Origin of the sequence: Vibrio sp. Makdt (assembly GCF_027587015.1) — a bacterium.
GTDB classification, from domain to species: Bacteria; Pseudomonadota; Gammaproteobacteria; order Enterobacterales; family Vibrionaceae; genus Vibrio; species Vibrio chagasii_B.
Map to the genome: position 1 here is coordinate 18,784 of NZ_JAPPTH010000028.1, position 17,903 is coordinate 36,686.

At 43.8% G+C, this 17,903-nt stretch carries 16 protein-coding genes and 1 pseudogene; 10 read left to right on the plus strand and 7 right to left on the minus strand.

Annotated elements, in window-relative coordinates:
• The first annotated feature begins 249 nt into the window (after window positions 1-249).
• The 4 genes from OH460_RS23410 (at window position 250) to OH460_RS23425 (ending at window position 4,908) form a co-directional block, all read left to right on the plus strand.
• Window positions 250-498 (plus strand): hypothetical protein, encoded by a 249-nt coding sequence (locus OH460_RS23410; RefSeq protein WP_008215629.1) that lies wholly within the window; start codon window positions 250-252, stop codon window positions 496-498.
• A 947-nt stretch (window positions 499-1,445) separates the two neighbouring features.
• A complete protein-coding gene (locus OH460_RS23415) occupies window positions 1,446-3,509 on the plus strand; it encodes a protein-disulfide reductase DsbD family protein (protein ID WP_269999744.1) in 2,064 nt (687 codons plus the stop codon).
• A gap of 3 nt (window positions 3,510-3,512) precedes the next feature.
• Window positions 3,513-4,082, plus strand: a complete 570-nt coding sequence (locus OH460_RS23420) for a protein disulfide oxidoreductase (protein ID WP_269999722.1) — start codon at window positions 3,513-3,515, stop codon at window positions 4,080-4,082.
• 106 nt (window positions 4,083-4,188) lie between these two features.
• Window positions 4,189-4,908, plus strand: coding sequence for a DsbA family protein (locus OH460_RS23425; RefSeq protein WP_269999723.1), 720 nt, complete (start codon window positions 4,189-4,191; stop codon window positions 4,906-4,908).
• Window positions 4,909-5,241: 333 nt separating this feature from the next.
• On the opposite strand, the gene OH460_RS23430 is transcribed toward OH460_RS23425, so the two are convergent.
• Complete coding sequence (locus OH460_RS23430; RefSeq protein ID WP_269999724.1) at window positions 5,242-6,261, minus strand: succinylglutamate desuccinylase/aspartoacylase family protein; 1,020 nt, start codon at window positions 6,259-6,261, stop codon at window positions 5,242-5,244.
• Window positions 6,262-6,636: 375 nt separating this feature from the next.
• Here OH460_RS23430 and OH460_RS23435 point away from each other — a divergent pair, with 375 nt between their 5' ends.
• From OH460_RS23435 to OH460_RS23445, 3 genes are all read left to right on the plus strand, one after another.
• Complete coding sequence (locus OH460_RS23435) at window positions 6,637-7,629, plus strand: porin (protein ID WP_269999725.1); 993 nt, start codon at window positions 6,637-6,639, stop codon at window positions 7,627-7,629.
• A gap of 155 nt (window positions 7,630-7,784) precedes the next feature.
• Window positions 7,785-8,675, plus strand: a complete 891-nt coding sequence (locus OH460_RS23440) for a DMT family transporter (protein ID WP_269999726.1) — start codon at window positions 7,785-7,787, stop codon at window positions 8,673-8,675.
• Between the two features lie 69 nt (window positions 8,676-8,744).
• Entirely contained in the window at window positions 8,745-9,362 is a 618-nt protein-coding gene (locus tag OH460_RS23445) for a glutaredoxin domain-containing protein (RefSeq protein WP_128164883.1), read from the plus strand.
• A gap of 147 nt (window positions 9,363-9,509) precedes the next feature.
• On the opposite strand, the gene OH460_RS23450 is transcribed toward OH460_RS23445, so the two are convergent.
• The 3 genes and pseudogenes from OH460_RS23450 to OH460_RS23460 all read right to left on the minus strand — a co-directional run bounded on the left by OH460_RS23450 (window position 9,510) and on the right by OH460_RS23460 (window position 11,529).
• Window positions 9,510-9,644: a hypothetical protein gene (locus tag OH460_RS23450; RefSeq protein WP_004737777.1), complete on the minus strand. Its 135-nt coding sequence runs from the start codon at window positions 9,642-9,644 to the stop codon at window positions 9,510-9,512.
• Window positions 9,645-9,876: 232 nt separating this feature from the next.
• Window positions 9,877-10,226: pseudogene (locus tag OH460_RS23455) on the minus strand (hypothetical protein).
• Between the two features lie 97 nt (window positions 10,227-10,323).
• Entirely contained in the window at window positions 10,324-11,529 is a 1,206-nt protein-coding gene (locus tag OH460_RS23460) for a multidrug effflux MFS transporter (RefSeq protein WP_269999727.1), read from the minus strand.
• A 107-nt stretch (window positions 11,530-11,636) separates the two neighbouring features.
• On the opposite strand from OH460_RS23460, the gene OH460_RS23465 reads away from it, so the two are divergent.
• The gene (locus OH460_RS23465) at window positions 11,637-12,533 is read left to right on the plus strand and encodes a LysR family transcriptional regulator (protein ID WP_004737774.1); all 897 of its coding nucleotides are present in this window, start codon (window positions 11,637-11,639) and stop codon (window positions 12,531-12,533) included.
• Between the two features lie 105 nt (window positions 12,534-12,638).
• On the plus strand, window positions 12,639-14,483 hold the full coding sequence (locus OH460_RS23470) for a putative bifunctional diguanylate cyclase/phosphodiesterase (RefSeq protein WP_061032224.1): 1,845 nt from the start codon (window positions 12,639-12,641) through the stop codon (window positions 14,481-14,483).
• Between the two features lie 146 nt (window positions 14,484-14,629).
• Here OH460_RS23470 and OH460_RS23475 read toward each other — a convergent pair whose 3' ends face one another.
• The 3 genes from OH460_RS23475 to OH460_RS23485 all read right to left on the minus strand — a co-directional run bounded on the left by OH460_RS23475 (window position 14,630) and on the right by OH460_RS23485 (window position 17,341).
• Entirely contained in the window at window positions 14,630-15,922 is a 1,293-nt protein-coding gene (locus tag OH460_RS23475; protein ID WP_269999728.1) for a peptidoglycan DD-metalloendopeptidase family protein, read from the minus strand.
• Window positions 15,923-16,264: 342 nt separating this feature from the next.
• The gene (locus OH460_RS23480) at window positions 16,265-16,564 is read right to left on the minus strand and encodes an isoamylase early set domain-containing protein (RefSeq protein ID WP_004737771.1); all 300 of its coding nucleotides are present in this window, start codon (window positions 16,562-16,564) and stop codon (window positions 16,265-16,267) included.
• 123 nt (window positions 16,565-16,687) lie between these two features.
• Window positions 16,688-17,341, minus strand: coding sequence for a hypothetical protein (locus OH460_RS23485; protein WP_061032222.1), 654 nt, complete (start codon window positions 17,339-17,341; stop codon window positions 16,688-16,690).
• A 32-nt stretch (window positions 17,342-17,373) separates the two neighbouring features.
• Here OH460_RS23485 and OH460_RS23490 point away from each other — a divergent pair, with 32 nt between their 5' ends.
• Window positions 17,374-17,856 carry a GFA family protein gene (locus tag OH460_RS23490; RefSeq protein ID WP_171730540.1) on the plus strand — a complete coding sequence of 161 codons (483 nt, stop codon included), beginning with the start codon at window positions 17,374-17,376 and terminating at the stop codon, window positions 17,854-17,856.
• Window positions 17,857-17,903 lie beyond the last annotated feature (47 nt).

Here is a 17,903-nt window from a genome sequence, read left to right on the forward strand (position 1 = left end):
TAATTCCTATTACTGTCTAAATTGACCCTATAAATAGTAGTAAAAAGAAGATGGATAACAAGCATTTAAACGTATGTTGTGTTAAAACTTCGCAAAATATCAGCCCGTATCTAATATTTGAGAGTTCCAATCCCTCTCCATGACCTGTAGAGTACGCATCCAACAAAGAATAACGACTGAGATCGGCTTTAGGCGCATGCTTTAAAACGCCTTATTACCCGGTATTGGTTACAGCAAGAGAATGAAAAAATGAACAACGAACTTGATGTAATTAAAACGCTTGAAGAACTAGAACAATTCCTAATTTCAGTAGAAGCTGGCGGTTTAGGCCTAGAAGGTGTTGAAGGCGTTGGTATGGCGACCAATAACTCTGACGGTCGTCACTTTGTTGCTGTATTCAATAGCAGCCACCAAGTTCTACTTGCTCGTTGGATCACTGACGAAGTATTTGAAAACGGCAAAGACCTAGTGCGTAACGGCCCACGCCGCAGTCACTAAAACGGCTAAGCAGGAAGTTAGAATACTAAGCTTCTGCAGCCACAGATAAGAATTGAACAGGCCCAATCAGATTCCAGGTGAATGATTGGGCTTTTTTTGTACCCGAAATCATCGCAAACGTTTATTAGCGACACCGTAAAAGAAATATTAAAAAAGATCAGATTCTTATGAACTTAACTCAAATCGCGGTGCCTTAACGTCTAGGTTTGGTGATGATACACCTTTGGGCTTTGACAGTTTTATGACTTGTAGCACGAAGCAAAGTTATCTAAGCTAGCCGCCGTGAAATGAGCTGTTTGATAACTCTGTGATTAAAAATAGTTCGTCAATTTAAAGACCAAGACCCGATACTAACTGACTCTATTACTGATTGATTTGCTAAGCACACCTAGTTTCTTTTTATCTCAACAAAACCGCCAACAAAAGCAATCGCTTTGGGCGCTTTTCCTTACCGGACTGGTTATCATAACTTGTCTGGCGAGTACGCTGTCTGCAAATAAAGTTACGTTTTCCAACTATTCTGTTAGTCAATCAACACGCCTTGGCACTGAAAGCAGTGATCCGCAAACCTCTATGGCTTCGTCCGAAAAAATGTCTGAGCTTTATTCCAGCGTATTCGGTTCTCAAGCATCTAAACCACTGTCTGCGCCAACTTCGAGCGCCTGTGACCTGAGCTCTAAAATGCTCACCTTCGCAACACCTAAAACTGGCTGGCTGATCCCTTTTATTCTTCTGATCGCTGTAGCATTCAGCCTTCCACCTCACATATCGAGATTATCTAGAGACAATCATCGCTCTGCTCGACCAACAAAGCACCGCTTACACTTAAAGCACTGTATATTTAGAGAATAAATAACCGGGCCATTACACCCTTTTATTTATTTTTTGGAGATACATTTGTGTACAACACACTTCTAACCAAGTTTGCCGATTGTTTGGCATTCTGCATGCGTACATGCGCGAAAACTATAGTCACTGCACTACTGCTAATGACGTCATTCACCGCTCTGGCACAAACGACCGGCTGGCTAAGCGTGCCTGAGCACCCGCCTGTAAAAATGCGCATGATGTCGACTGGTGAGCAGTCGGATGACGGTTCTAAGGTTCAAACCGTTCTTGATGTCGAGCTCGACGGTGATTGGAAAACCTATTGGCGTAGCCCTGGAGAGGGTGGCATACCGCCGAGCTGGGACTGGTCTGATTCAACTAACATCAAGTCTGTGGAATGGCATTGGCCGATTCCTAAGTATTACGAACAACTCGATGTTATGACGCTAGGCTACAAGCATCATGTGAGTTTTCCGATCACGCTGACATTGAAAGACAACACGCAACCAGCACTATTCAGGGCGTCACTCACCTTTCCGTCTTGTACCAATATCTGTGTCTTAACCGACTACGACATTGAACTGCCGATCGATCCTCATTCCTTACAACTTGATGAGCAAGCCATGTTCTTGTTCAACCAAGGCATGAGTCAGTCCCCACGTGAAGCCAACCGCACCTCAGTCAATGGACTATTTTGGGATAAAAGCAAGCAACAACTGGTAACGCAACTAACTAGCAAAGAAGGTTGGGATAAACCACAAGTGCTTATCGATGGACAAGAGGTTATTGATGACTTTTTCGCTCAACCAAAGATCCATATTACCGATAATACTCTCACGGCTGTTTTCGATGTCAGTAATTGGCTTGGTGAAGTCGACTTAACGGATCGCACGGTGAGTGTCACAGTATCGGACACGAACTTTGCCGAGGAGATGACTGCGCAAGTGGGCTCAGACCCGATAGCTTATCAAGAGAGCAGTAACGGCTTTATCGCGATGATCGGTTTTGCCTTAATTGGTGGCTTGATCTTGAATATTATGCCGTGTGTTTTACCTGTATTAGGGATGAAACTAAACAGCATCATTCAAAACCAAGGTGCATCAAATCGTCATATCCGACTTTCGTTCTTTGCTTCTGCTGCCGGTGTTATTACTTCATTTGCGTTGCTCGCTCTTGGTATGACGCTCTTAAAAGTAGGTGGTAATGCGATTGGCTGGGGAATTCAATTCCAGAACGTTTGGTTTATCGGTTTCATGCTCATCATCACCTTGCTGTTCTCAATTAACCTATTGGGTTTATTTGAGTTCCGACTGCCTTCAGGTTTAAACACCTGGGTGGCAACCAAAGGGGATGATTCACATTCAGGCCACTTCGTTCAAGGCATGTTTGCCACACTCTTAGCAACACCGTGTAGCGCACCATTCCTAGGAACGGCTGTCGCTTATGCGCTTGGTGCTAGCTACCAAGAATTATGGGCTATCTTCATCGCTCTCGGTATCGGTATGAGTGCACCTTGGCTGGTTTTTGCTGCCTTCCCACGTCTAACCAAGCTAATGCCTAAGCCTGGCCCTTGGATGTTCACAGTTAAGTTGATTTTCGGCTTAATGATGTTCGCTACCAGCCTATGGTTAACGAGTCTACTGAGCCCATTCATTGGAAAATTCCCAACGATCGTGCTTTCCGTTTTGATCCTAACAACAGTATTGATTTGGATTGGCAAGAAGCTCGGCACTAAGGTACTCGCTCCTATCTTGGCTACCACCACAATAGTATTTGGTGCAGCGCTTATCGTAGGCAGCGTCACTGCGGATAACTGGGCAACTCCGATTGTGGATGACTTACCTTGGCAGAAGTTAGATGCTAAACAAATTCCTCAGTTAGTTGAGGAAGGTAAAACGGTTTTTGTCGATGTGACAGCAGAGTGGTGTATCACCTGTAAAGCAAACAAGATCGGTGTGATTCTCCAAGATCCGGTGTACAGCCACCTACAGCAAGAAGACATTGTTTTAATGAAAGGCGATTGGACCACTCCAAGCGAAAGTGTCACCTCATACCTGCAAAGTAATGGGCGATTCGGTGTTCCATTTAACATCGTTTACGGCCCAAGTTACCCAAGCGGTATCCCTCTTCCCGTGATCCTCAATAGTGAAACCGTTGTTCAAGCCATCGATGCAGCGAGGTAGTTGATGAAGACTCAAAATAGTGCAAAGAAACCAGACACGACGGAAGACGACTCTGTGAAAAGCGAAACCAAAAAGCCAAGTCGCCTCAAAAAATGGGGCAAGGAACTCGTTTCAATGATACTGATCGTTGGTGTGGTTTCATTTGCGATGGATTTTTATCACAGCAGAAGTATGCCTCAAGGAGACGCGGTTCCAATCGTTGGACAGTCAATCCAAGGCGAAGGTATTGATGTTATTGAGCTAAGCAAAAACGGTAAGCCTGTCATCGTCTATTTTTGGGCAACTTGGTGTGGTGCCTGCAAATTTGTAAGCCCGACCATAAATAGCTTCAATGACTCCCATCAAGTGGTCTCTGTAGCGCTTTCATCAGGCCCCAACGAACGAGTTCAGCGCTTCATGGACGCCAAAGAGTATGACTTCCCGGTGATCAATGATCTTTCAGGACATATCAGTAGAGACTGGGGAATCAATGTCACCCCAAGTATCGTCATCATCAAAGACGGAAAGATTAGCAGTATCGCAACAGGCGTGACTTCTCCAATCGGACTTTGGCTAAGAACTTACTTTGCATAACTTATCTGTAAAACAGGCCATTGGGTCAATTTAAACCGACTAAAGAACATGAGCGCGAGCGCAACCCAATAGGCGCTCGCCATTACAAGAATTTGAGATTATTAACATGAAAAAACTTCTGATTAGCACACTGATTTTAGGCTCACTAATGAGCACAAGCGCTTTCGCAGAACTAAGCAAAGAACAAACACAGCAACTTGAGGAAATTAACCAATTCCTCAAAGAGAACCCTTCTACAATTTCGGGTCTACACACCAGCTTAGAGCAGTATGTTGCAGGACAAGCACAAGCAAAGAAAGCCCAAGCAGAAAGCCATGATTGGCTGTATAACAACGATGCCCATCCAATTACTGGAAACCCGGATGGTAAGTCGGTGATCATTAACTTCACCGACTACAACTGCCCATTCTGTAAGCGTTTAGAAAAAGGCTTGGTTCAATTAGCTTCAGAAGACAGTGATATCAAGATCATCAATGTTTACCTCTCGTTCAAGCAGCAACAAGTGAGCGGTCTTAATACCAATGCGGCGTTATATGCGATGAAAGTTTGGAAGGATAAACCAGAAGCTTTCCCGGAAGTTGATCGACTATTGATGGCGAAAAGTGGTATCCACACCAAGTCATCACTGCAAGCTGTCGCGAAAAAAACGGGAACAGAAGCACAATTAGAAACTACACCTGATCAAAGCCAAACACTGCTAACCAACCACCAAACGTTTAGTGCACTTGGTTTAACAGGCACACCAACATTGATGATGAATGGGCAAACCTTACCAGGGTATGTTCCTTACGATCGCTTAAAAGAAATTGTGGATGAGGCTTTTTAATCACGCTAATAGGTAAAGATAAAGCCACCCATTAAAAGCCCCAAAGGCCTACTTGTTTAACTCACAGTAGGCTTTTTTGTTTATAAGTATTTGATCGTAGCGGTTAGAGGTCATGACTGTAAGGTCATCATTTTGAAATAGAAAAACACTCTAAGTGTCACCGTCTCGCAATGGATTCTTAATCTATTCTCGTTAGCCTAAAAGCAGTTCTGTCGAAGAGTGCGAAGACGTGTTAACTCGAGACAACTGTCCTTTGACCGAGCTTAGCTCGGTCTTTTTTTAGGTGTTTCAAAGGTGATAGAGCAAGTGCCTAAAGGTGAAAGTCGATAGGAGCTAACTCAATAAACGACAGACAAGCGCACCTGGTTCTCTCAACGCATCCACGTTATAGCTAAGGACACGTCCAGCAGACGGCGCGTGATAACGACGGCACTCATTACCAAACGCATCATATTGAACAGCCAACAAGTCATCCTTATCTACACTTTGTAGAAGTTCAACTTGAGACAGCACAAATCCACCAATATCAGCACGAATCGACACCACGTTGTTGCCTTCAACCCAATCCATGCCAGGTAACTGCTTGTTTATCTGGTCACAGGCTTGATCAGATTCAAACATGTCATAGTAAGAGAGCATATTAAATACGCCGTCAACCGCTCTTTGAATCATATCGGGCTGAGTAAACTTACCCATCCCTACTTCAACCGTAATACTTGGAATTCCACTTCGATTCCAAACCGTTTCAAGAATGCCAGGATCGCCGGGATCATTGAGCACGCAGTCTGGCTGCATCAGTCTCGCCATCTCTAAACATTGGTCAATTCTGTAATCTGCAAATACATATAGCGGATATACCGCACCACGAGTTTGGGTATGTAGGTCGACGGCGAAAGTAGCATTGTGCTTGAGTAAACGCTCCCATAAAGAAGCAACAAAGCGCTCGGCTGCCAAGCCATGTGGGTCTCCGGGGAAAAGTCGATTAAGGTTGGCAGGGCAAGAACCTGGGTCCGAAGAGATGAAGTCTCGGCTATGATTCAGTAAACCTGATAGATTCACCGTTGGTACAACCGTCACGGTCCCTGTTAGGTCCTTCCCAAATAAGTCTCGGATAATTTGCTGGGCAGCCAGCACGCCATTGAGCTCATCACCATGAATACCAGCGGTGATCATTAACTTAGGGCCATCTTTGCTACCTTTAAAAACAGAGACCGGCATATTTTTTGGTTGTCCTAATCCATCGCTGGTGACTTGAAACCAAAACTGATGCTCTCCAATCGGCAAGTCTTCAACATTCAAAGAGCCAATAACCTGCCTACCTTGTAAAACATCGCCTAAGTACTCTGTTCTCATCCAACTTCTCCATGCTTTTGAACAAAATCTATTCTGTTGCCAGTTTTTGCATCATAGAGGATATCGTAACCAGTACAAGCAGTTAATCAGTCCTAGAAGCGCCACTCTAGCCAAAAACGCTTTCGAACTTATCACTAAGTCTTTCTAATCATGACTTCCCCTGACGTACCTCTTGAAGCACAAATTGTATAACTATTCACTAATTACTCAGTCTAATGAAATAAAAGTGCAATAAAATCAACACTTAAAAAAGTTCCCCATTCACGAAAATGTAATTTTATAGAAATCAAAGTTTAATTTAGCTGCTCTAAATTAACCTCATCTCGAAACGGAGAGCACATTGCTCACGGATTTTAAAATATAAGGTAAGTGATTATGAAAAAGGCAGTTCTGGCTTCTGCAGTGGTAGCAGCACTAGTTTCAGGTTCATCTCTAGCAGCAACAGTTTATAGCTCTGACGGTACTGAGCTTAAGATTGGCGGTCGTGCGGAATTCCGTGGCGACTTCATCGGTTCAGGTGGTGCCGAAGTTGAAGGTACAATGGAAGATAAAACTCGTTTCCGTTTAAACCTTGGCGGTAAAACAGAACTTACCGATACTGTTACTGCATTCGGTTTCTACGAAGCAGAGCAAAGCACTGGCGATAGCGAGTTTGATAACCGTTACATGTACGCTGGTGTGGATTTCGATGGACAAGCAGTCTCAGTAGGTCGCCAAGACATGGCTTCAGTCATCGTATCTGACTTTACAGATATCACTGAGTTCTCTGGTGTTCAACAAGTAATCGATGCAGCTTCGGATAAAGAAGATAGCGTATTTGCATACCGCGGTGGCTTTGATGCTCTTCAGTTAGAAGCAACTTACCAAGCAAACAGTGCAAAAGACACTGATGGCTACGGCATCTCTGGTGTTTATTCATTGCCAATCGGTCTAGACCTTGGTCTTGCATACTCTGGTCAGGATCTAGGTGCGGGTAACGGAAGCGCAAACCAAATCCTTGCAGGCCTAGCATATTCACTAGATAACCTTTACCTAGCAGCCACTTACTCAACAGGTGACTTAAACGACAAAGCCGTTGGCCCTATCGCTGAGTCATTCACTGCAATGGAATTCGCAGCACAATATAAAATCACTAAGCAGGTTTCTGCTGCAGCAGTATACACATACCAAGAAAATGAAGCGGCAAACGGTTCTACAGCCGACTCTGTTGATGGTATCGAGCTTGTTGGCTACTACAAACTAAACAGCAACTTCCGTACATATCTTTCTTACTACATCAATGGCTTAGATGAAGTGAAAGACGTAACTACAGGACTAACAACTGAAGGTGAAGATACGCTTCGCCTAGGTGTTCGCTACGACTTCTAATCTAAATTTACTTTAGGTAGACACTAAAAAGGTTGGGCAATTGCTCAACCTTTTTCATATTCGAATATTCTGACCAACTTCATCAATGCTTTTTTCTGGTTAAGTGGTGCTAAATCCGTATCATAGGCAAACCACATCAAATAATTAGAAACATCATGTCACAACACCATCCGATCCAAGGCGCTAGCTGGATGCTTACTGCAGGCTTAGCCTTTGCCGTAATTAACAGCCTGACTCAAATTGCTAGCATTCATTTCGGACTGACTTCTACTACCGTTGCCGTCATTCAATACGCCATCGCTTTATTAGCCATTCTTCCCTACTTGAAAACACTAGGCATTCGCCGTGCACTCAAGACCGACAACCTCAAACTGCACGTGTTCCGTGTCTTTTTATCGGTCATTGGTATCCAGCTTTGGATATGGGCGCTCGCTTACCCTGTGCCAATTTGGCAAGGTATCGCACTGCTGATGACCTCTCCGTTGTTTGCGACGATAGGATCGGGACTGTTCTTAAAAGAAAAAGTTGGTGCTGCACGCTGGGGAGCAACATTAGCGGGCTTCATTGGTGCAATGATCATTCTAGAGCCATGGGCAGAAGACTTTAGTTGGGCAACCTTATTACCTGTTGGCGCTGCATTCTTCTGGGCATGCTACTCGCTGATGGTGAAGAAACTGTCATCACAAGATAGCCCATCAACCATGGTGGTTTATCTGCTGCTGTTGATTACACCGTTCAACATCATGTTAGCCGTGCCTGACTGGCAAACACCAAGTGGCAGTACCATTTGGGGTATTCTGGCCGTTATTGGTGTTTTAACCGCCCTCGCACAATGGGCCATTGTAAAAGCCTATTCAGTAGCTGATGCATCCTTTGTCCAACCGTTTGACCATGCAAAATTACCTCTAAATGTTCTGGCTGGATGGCTAGTATTCAGTTGGGTACCGTCGGGGCGTCTCTGGTTAGGTGCGGCAATCATTATTGCGTCTGTTGCCTTCATTACCCACTGGGAAACAAAAAAACCAGCTAAAGCGAAGAAAATTTAGAAGGTTTGAAATAAATAGTTCTGCTGTCCGTTCTATATTGATAAGAGAATTTGAAGCGAGGTCGTAACCATGAAGAAACCAATCAAGATTACACTATACCGTTGGGCAGGCAGCTGGGGTCCATTTAAAGTAAACATCCCATGTGGAGAATGTACCCTTACCAAAGACATTCTGAAGGACACCTTTGAGAATGAACTGGCAGATGTCGATGTCGAACTAGAAGTGAAAGATTGGTTGTCTCACTGGTGGGAGCCTTTAAAACTCGGTGCATGGCACGCCCCTATCTTAGTTGTGGAAGGTAAGGTAGTCAGCCAAGGTGAAGCGCTTAACCGTGGTGTGCTCGTACAATCGGTAATCCAAGAGTGGACGAAACGAGATAGCCTAAAAGGCAATATTGTTTACGGCAAAGCAACCTGCCCATACTGCGTAAAAGCAAAGAAAATGTTGGATGAAGCGGGTGTCGAGTATACTTACCATGACGTGGTTAAAGATAGTGCAGCTCTATATCGAATGATTCCTGAGGTGAAAGCACACATCGGTCAAAAAACGCCAGTAACCGTGCCTCAGATTTGGCTTGATGGTAAGTACATCGGCGGGGCTGATAACTTGGAAGCGTGGATGAAGGAAAACGGTCTAGACAGCATTCCAAATAACGTCGTCGATTTATCTAACCAATCAACAGGCTAATCTTCCTCAAAGAATTTCAGTCACCCATTAATGTTTTTTGTGTCCATCCACAATAGACAAAGCGATAAAATCACCTATCGTATATACGAAAAAGGCCTTAAACTTCAAAGAGTTTAAGGCCTTTTAAAATTCCGTTTTGAAAAATGCTTACTTAGCCATTTTCTTCATCATTCGCTTGATGAATGATGCTTTTTTCGGCTTTGACTTGCCGTACATTGCTTCGTGCATCATATTTTTTGCTGCCATTTGACCAAGGTATGCGTGGCCTAGTTCGTAGTTCATGCTTATCTCCGCACATAATCAACTTTCTTGTGCGCGGATTTTACACTTAACACTTACAAAAACAAGATCTAAATCACACTTTATTGCAAGTTGATAACTTTATTTCAGAACGCCTTTCTTGGTTTAAGAGGTGGCTTGGGACATTAACAAAAAAGCAGCCACTTGGGCTGCTTTTTAACATGTTTCGCTTAATAGCATCGGCTTTTCAAGCTACAACCATTACTTACACTTGTTAGCTACGCTTTGGCTGTCGGTAAGTTTTACCAGCAATTTGATAAGTCTCTTTTTGCTTTAGTTCGAACATTGTTTCAAAGAACCAAGCGGCAAATTTGATCAAGTCATCGCCTTCGTTCATCACATGCTCGATGTACTCTTGCTCTTCGCCTTGTTCATTTTCTTGAAGCGTCACGTGGTAAATGCGCTTTTCGCCTTCCACTTCAGCTAGCGCAAATTGACCAGTCAGTGATGCGGCAGCCTCAGCGACTTCAGTATCCTCATTGGATTTTAATAGCTCAAGTGCCTGTGGCAGGCCATCTAGTGCGCAGATAGCTTTACCAGTACTTCAAATTCATTTTGCTGCATTTTTTATTACCTATTAAATGGACGCCGGTATTGTAGAAAACCATCTATCCAAATACAACGTCTTAAAGGTCGTATACACAAACATCAACACAGGAAACTAACTGTATTCGACTTCGGTATCGCTAAGCTTCTTTTTCATTCGTGTTGAAGACCACAACACCGAGCCCATACCCGCGCCGATCACCAGGTAAAACACACCAAGTTGTAGATGAGTCGTTACCCAACTCTCAACCAAGTACCCGCCTAACAGACCCGCTAAACACATTTGAATAGACCCAGATAATGCAGATACCGCACCCGCTTGTTTTTTATGTGGTTCCAACAACATACTAATAGAAAGAGGGAATGAGATGCCCTGTGCAATGGTCAGCCAAGTAAACGCCCATACTAAGTTAAAGATGGTTAATTCATGTGTCAGCAACCAAGCTCCAGACGCCAAAATGATCAAGATTGCAAAGCTCATTAAATGAGGCGTACTAAAACGACGATTCAAAACATTCAATGCCACACTGCCAATCAGCAAACCCGCCGAAGGAACAATCATCAAAGAGCCGTATTCCGCAGCTGTCAATCCTAATTGCTCCTGCATTAAGAATGGGAACAAGGATAACGATACCAAACTCGCCATGTAACTCATCCAGTTGTAACTAGCGCTACTTAACACTTGTCGATTGGTTATCAAACTTCCGTAGTTCTTAACGACTTGGCTCACTTGGAAACGACTCTTACCGTAGGGCAGCGTCTCGTGAAGAACAAAGTAACCCAAAGTGAATATCGCGAGTAGATAGAGTAAAACAAACAAGAACACCGCTTCCCAGCCAAGGTGGAATGATATCCAGCCACCGAACACAGGCGCTATGATCGGCATGATTGAAGCGGTAATCGAAATATAAGACAACGCTTTAGTAAGCTGAGCGCCATCATAACTATCGCGGAGGACGCTACGCCCGAGCACCGAGGCACTACCTGCCCCTAAGCCTTGTAACAAACGACCTACTTCTAGTGCTGTCATGTTGTCAGAAAAGACCACACAAACAACAGTACCAATCAAATAAACACCCTGACCTAACAAGAAGATAGGTCTTCGTCCAACTGCATCTGACATCGGTCCGTAAAATAGTTGAGATAAGCCAAAGCCCACTAAAAATAATGTGACGAGCAGCTGTACATCAACTTGAGTGACACTTAAGTCAGCAGCAATCAGCGGCAGTGATGGCAGATAAATACTGACACCCACTTGCCCAGTAGCAATGATCATCATTGCCAACAGTAATGGTGTTTTTTTAAAGGTCGATTGGCTCAAAAAATTTCCTTTTCGTTTGTTATTTGTTCAAAGATGAGTTTACATTCAGAGCCAGCAATTGATAATTAACCAAATTGGAATTTGATTAAGTCCCAACAGGAAAGAATATGGATTGGATACTTAACGTAAAAAGTTATGTAAAAGTGGTGGAAGAAGGCAGTTTTAATGGTGCTGCACGTAAGCTTAATACCACCAGCTCTGCGATCAGTAAGCGGGTGAACTGGCTTGAAGAGCGTATCGGAACTCAGCTACTTAAGCGTACGACTCGCTCGATTAGCCAAACCGAAGCAGGCGCACTCTTTTACCAACGAGCCAAAGATCAGCTCGATAACTGGCAGTCGATCATTGATGAGACCCGCTCGGTTAACCAGACCCCCGCAGGCCTATTAAAAATTGGGGCAACCATAGCGGTTGGGTCTAAATTTCTGGTCCAACACATGGACGATTTCTTAGAGAAGTATCCAGACATAAAAGTACAGCTGATTACCACCACTTCAGGGCAGCTGCCTGAACTTGGCTTAGATCTGGTAATAAGTCGTGAGCTCGAGCAACTCAACTCGTTAAGCTTTAAAAAAACACCTTTGTTCGAGCACAAAGCGGGTTTCTATGCAGCTCCAAGCTACTTGGCGAAACACGGCTACCCAAGCTGTGAACAAGATTTGGAACAACACAATTCGCTAATTTGGGGGGAGCGCCCTACTCGTGAGGTTACCTTAACGAAAGGGCAAAGAATTACATTGAATGGAAACTTTGCGACAACCAACCCTGAGGCTCTATTTCACGCGGCCAAGCGAGGCATGGGCGTGTTATTGACCATCAAAGCCATGATCAAAGAAGATCTAAAACAAGGGACATTAGTTCCAGTATTGCCAAATATCACCGCTGATGAGGTGATGGTTTACGCTTACTACCCTAAGCTTGATTACTCGCATACACGAACCAAACTGTTTTTGGATCACCTTAAAGATAGGCTAGACAAAGAACGTAGCACTCAGATTTTGTGAATCTAATCACAAATAAATTTGAAAAAATATGCATCGAGGACAATAATAAACAAGACACATATCACAATTGTACGCGGTGATTCTGGTTAACTATGGATGGTGACTATGACTCAACATACACAGAACGGCATAATAAACACAGAGCGCATTGGTCGCTTATTGAAGTTGGAAGGTGTCGACCTTCTTGAGTCTGCTGTGCTCACCTTACACCAAACCTTTGATACGCAGTACACCAGCATCATTGAGAAGAAGTACTTTCCAGACCAAATCGTTCCTCTCGTCATCGCGCACTCTGATCATGTTTTACACGATAAGATAAATGCACGTCACGGACATATCTACCAGCAGGCTGTTAATCAAAAACACCCGGACTGTTCGTTTGCTCAATATGTTGTTCAGTCTCTACCTACATCGGCCTTTCGGCAGGAGATCACTTCACAAAACTCTATCGCGATCCCGACTCGTACTCAGAGTGGTGAAGTGATGGGCGTACTATTTTCAACTTTCACGTCACCACTTAGTCCAACTCAGCAACAAGAGGTCATCAAACATCATCAGCTATTCGCTGACATCATTATCCATACATTAAGGGAGATGTGGTTCAACGACCGTTCTGAGCAACTGGTGAATCAACTTAGCTATGAAGTCTCGCACGACAGCTTAACAGGCTTACTCAACCGTAGCTGCTTGTCAGATACGCTAGAGTCAATCACTCAGCAAAGCGTGACGCCCTTTTCTGTTGCCTTACTCGATATCAACAGCTTTAAAGCTATCAACGACCAGCACGGAAACTATATTGGTGACAAAGTGCTACAGTTCGTTGCTGAGACGTTGCGCCGCACCTTACCTGAGAACAACCTTACATTTCGTACCGCAGGCAACGAGTTTGCTTTCATCACCTACCACTCAGACCCAATCGCCATTTGTGAGCAAATACTAGCGAAAATCAAACACGGCTACTCAAGCGTCGACATCAAGATCGATTTTGAGGTCAGTATTGGTATTGCCCGCTCAGAAGGAGACAACAAGGATGTCGAGCAGATCATCTTCAACACCAGCTTAGCTTTAAAAGAGTGTAAACAAAGCCCCGATACCCATATTCAATGTTATGACACCCATCTAAGGTTTCGCTACCAAAGAAAGGCGGAGCTCATTGCCGCACTGCGAAGTGAACTTGAAAACCCTATTTCCAATAACCTAACGCCAGATGGCAATGGCATGTACGTGGTTGCCCAGCCTATCGTCGGCCAGGGGGAAAAACGTTGGGAATACTTTGAGGTGCTGACACGCTGGAAAACCGCTCAGCATGGCGATATTTCTCCAGTGGAGTTTATTCAAGTAGCAGAAGAGTCTGGATTGATTGTTGAATTGGGTGAACGTATCATCGAGTTAGTGTGCCGTGCAAAGAAAACGTTAGAGCAAGGGCTAGGCTATAAAATCAAGCTCGGGATAAACTGCTCTGCCCACGAGCTTACCGACTCTAAACGTTATATCTCTTACCTTACTCGAACCATTGAGCAACATCACTTTGCAGCAAACGAGTTTGTTATCGAGCTAACCGAGACCGTATTGCTATCACCGACACAAGAGACAAAAGCCGCACTTAACTACCTCAGAGAGCAAGGTTTTACTATCGCTTTGGACGATTTCGGTACTGGCTACTCCAGTCTGAACTACATTCACAGCTATCCGATCGACTGCATTAAGATTGATGCTACTTTTATTCGCAATTTGCTGACTAACTCCACCTCTGAGAGCGTCGTTTGGTTGATTGTCCAACTGGCGCATCGACTGGATGTGTCACTCGTGGCTGAGGGTGTTGAGAAACGGGAACAGTTAGAAAAGTTGCACGCAATGGGTTGCGACAAGATCCAAGGATATCTCTACTCTCCACCAATGAGACCAGAAGCGATTGTCAGCTACGTGACACATTCTGAGCCACTCGCTTGAGCATACCTAGCGTAGAAAAAGCCCCTAGCCTTGAGAACAAAAAAGCCGCGATACATAGCCTTATAATTCAAAATTAGGCTCAATATCGCGGCTATTTCAATAGTGTGGTCTTAAAAAACTTACTAATGACGACTAAACGTCATTCATTAACTCTTGTTTGATTGCGCTTCTAATTCTTGCTGTAGCAAGGCATCCGCTTCGTCTCTCGCCGCGATAAACGTTGATTTTTCCTTTTTAGGCACAGAATCTGCCATTGGAATGTTCGCCTTCATCGCATCGACTGGACGACCGCGCTCAATCAATTCGTAATGCAGATGTGCGCCCGTCACACGTCCTGTTTTACCAGATAAACCAATACGTTGGCCACGAGATACTGTTTGACCTTTACGAACTAGAATCTTGCTTAAGTGCAGGTAACGCGTTTTATACGTACTACCGTGTTGAATCACTACGTAGTTACCTGCATAAGGGTGTTTACGCGTCATGATCACTTTGCCGTCGCCCGTTGCCTGAACTGGCGTACCAATCGGCGTTGCGAAGTCAGTACCGTTGTGAGGTGAAATTCGGCCTGTCACAGGGTGCAAACGCTTAGGGTTGAATTGAGAGCTTTGACGCCAGCTGCTGCTTACCGGATAACGCTGGAAAGCACGTTGCAAGCTATCACCGCTTGCATCGTAGTACTGCCCATCAGTATGTAAGTACGCAGAAACAACGCGGTTCTTGTTGATGATCTTAATCGCTTCAATTTCGCGCTTGCCAGTGGCAACACCATCGACAAACTGTGCTTTCTGCAGCACTTCAAACTTATCGCCAGCACGTAGGTCGCGGCTAAAGTTCAGCTTATCTTTTAGCAGCGTAACAATGTGGTCGATCTCAAGGCTATTCAAGCCAAGTTTGTTTGCTGAAACAGAGAAGCTGCCTTGAATGTCACCCACTAAAGGTTTTTGCTTCCACTCACCAGGAATCGAGATGTCTTCAAATTCATAAGAGCCATCTTCAAGCAGACGATAAACTACCTTGTCGGCAACGCTGAATTGAAGTTCCATTTTAGAAAGATCGCCAGTCGCTTCATCACGCCAAAAACGTAACGTATTACCAGGGCGAAGCGTGTCGAGTGCAAGGAAGTTTAAGTCGGTTTCCATCACACTCATCATCGATTTGTAAGAGAAACCAAGCTGAGTGAAAATGCTACTTAAGTTGTCACCAGTTTGAATTTGATACTCAAACGTTGGCGGTTCAATAACCACAACAGGAGAAGGTGACAAGATAGACTCAATCACAGTTGAGTCAGGTAAATTTAAATCGATCGTTTTGGTCAGATTCGATTGTGACGATTGCAAAGCAACACCAATTGCTGCAATAAGTGGCAGTCCTAAAATCGCAACTTTTTTTACAGGTGAAAGCTCAGCAAACGGAGAGGAAAATATTTTTGAATACACGGTAAACAGGTCTTTCTACGACATAAAGGCATAGGATATGCTTTTCAAACGCATAAATCATCAATGCATTGTCATAATATGACGCGAATCTTGCTCAGTATCGCTAAGTCATTGAGTTGCCGTGACTGAAACCGTGCTTATCTTAAAATAAGATTAACCGCTAAATTTGAAAATAAAAAAGCAGAAACGGCTAGCTTCTGCTTTATATTGATTTACGTTATTCCGTTTCGATCAATTAATAACCGGAGCGAATTCGTTGATGGTTCCAGCGAATAGCCTAGTGTACTTCGGCGACTCTACCAACCAACGTTTGGTAAAAATACTAATTTCAAAAATGAGCGATTAAGCACTCACCGTCGACACTAAACAGTTGTCTTCACCAAACTCATTTGGGATGTAACGATCGGCATTAGCATCGTTCACCCATTGCTGGTCGTCAACAAGGTAGCGGAATTGAAACTCGCCATCTTTAGGCAGGCGAGTTTTGAATTTGTAAACCTTCCCCTTCGCCAACTTTTTCATTGGTGTTGCTTTCCAATCAAGAAAATCAGCAACAATGGATACAGAATTCGCTTCTTGAGCCTCTAGCTCAAAAGTCACTTCCACTTCATCTTTCGTTTTAAAAAAACGTTTATTAATCATTCGCAAGCTCCATTTGTAAAGTAAGCAGACACAAAGCTATGAGTGTCTAAATTTCATTCATCTACCTAAGATAATATGTAATTTGGCTCACATAAACAACAGATCCTCACATTAACGAAAACGTTATTGCTTACCAATTGATTGCGTATCAAAAGAAAAACTCATTAACACCTTTTCAGATGGGGCTTCTACAAAAGATTGTTCCGCAGAATGCTGAGTAAAACCGATAAAACCTTCCCCGTTTTGTTTACCTTTTGCTTGAGTGACGTCCGGCTGAGCAACCTCTAAAGTTTGAATTTGTACGCGATCACCAAGGAAAAGTTGGTCAACCAATACCACACGGCTACGCTGTTGATCATGCTTAAATAAACCTAAGTAATAGAAGACCCCGCTGCCTTGGTTAGATACCCACATTGGCGCAACGAAAATGTTGGTATCTCCCAATTCAACACCCAACAACTTTTGAGTATCCACCGTCACCACACCTCGCTCCACGCCCGAGTCGTAGCGACCAGAGGCCAACGACTTAGCTTCATTGACTTCATTAATAAAGGCGTAAGCGTTCGTTTCAGGTACTTTGATTGTCCATGGGTTGGTCGTCTTCAAATCAAACACGGTTTCAACAACCGTGTCATAACTCACTTGAGAAGAAGGGAACTTCGCCAAGATCTCTTCATCAGTTAAACTGAAGCGGTATACGCCCGCCACCACCACGACAACCAACATCACAATTGGAATCAGTAAGATCAGGGGAATTGGTAAGATTTTCTTTTTCATGAGCAATTTTATTCTTTTGTTTTCATCCTGTTGTGCAGACCATAAAGGGCTTTAGTATAATTATCAATACAGGGCTAATCAGAACTGGAGCACGGATGGATATCAATCATAGTAAAGATAAAAATATCAGAAGTTGCGAATGTCGCTGCGGTGCGGTCAATCTCGTGTGTAGAGGAGAGCCTCAACGAACCTCTGTCTGCCACTGCTATGAGTGTCAAAAACGAACCGGCAGTGTTTTTGGTGTACAAGCTCGATTTCTAACAGAGCAAATTTCCTTGAGTGGAGAGGTAACCTCTTTTTCACGCATAAGCGATACTGGCAATGAAGTTACTTATCAATTCTGCCCTAAATGTGGCACTACTATGCTGCTCCAATCCGTTGCTGCCGCTGACTTTTACATCATCCCGCTTGGATTGTTTAAAGAACAAGACTTTCCGTTACCGAGCTTTTCTGTCTACGAAGAACGTAAACACGGTTGGGTCAAATTTGACCATCAAATGAGCCACTATAATTAGTAGCTTTCATCTGCCCAATATTGCGATTACATTTGCAAAGAAACTAA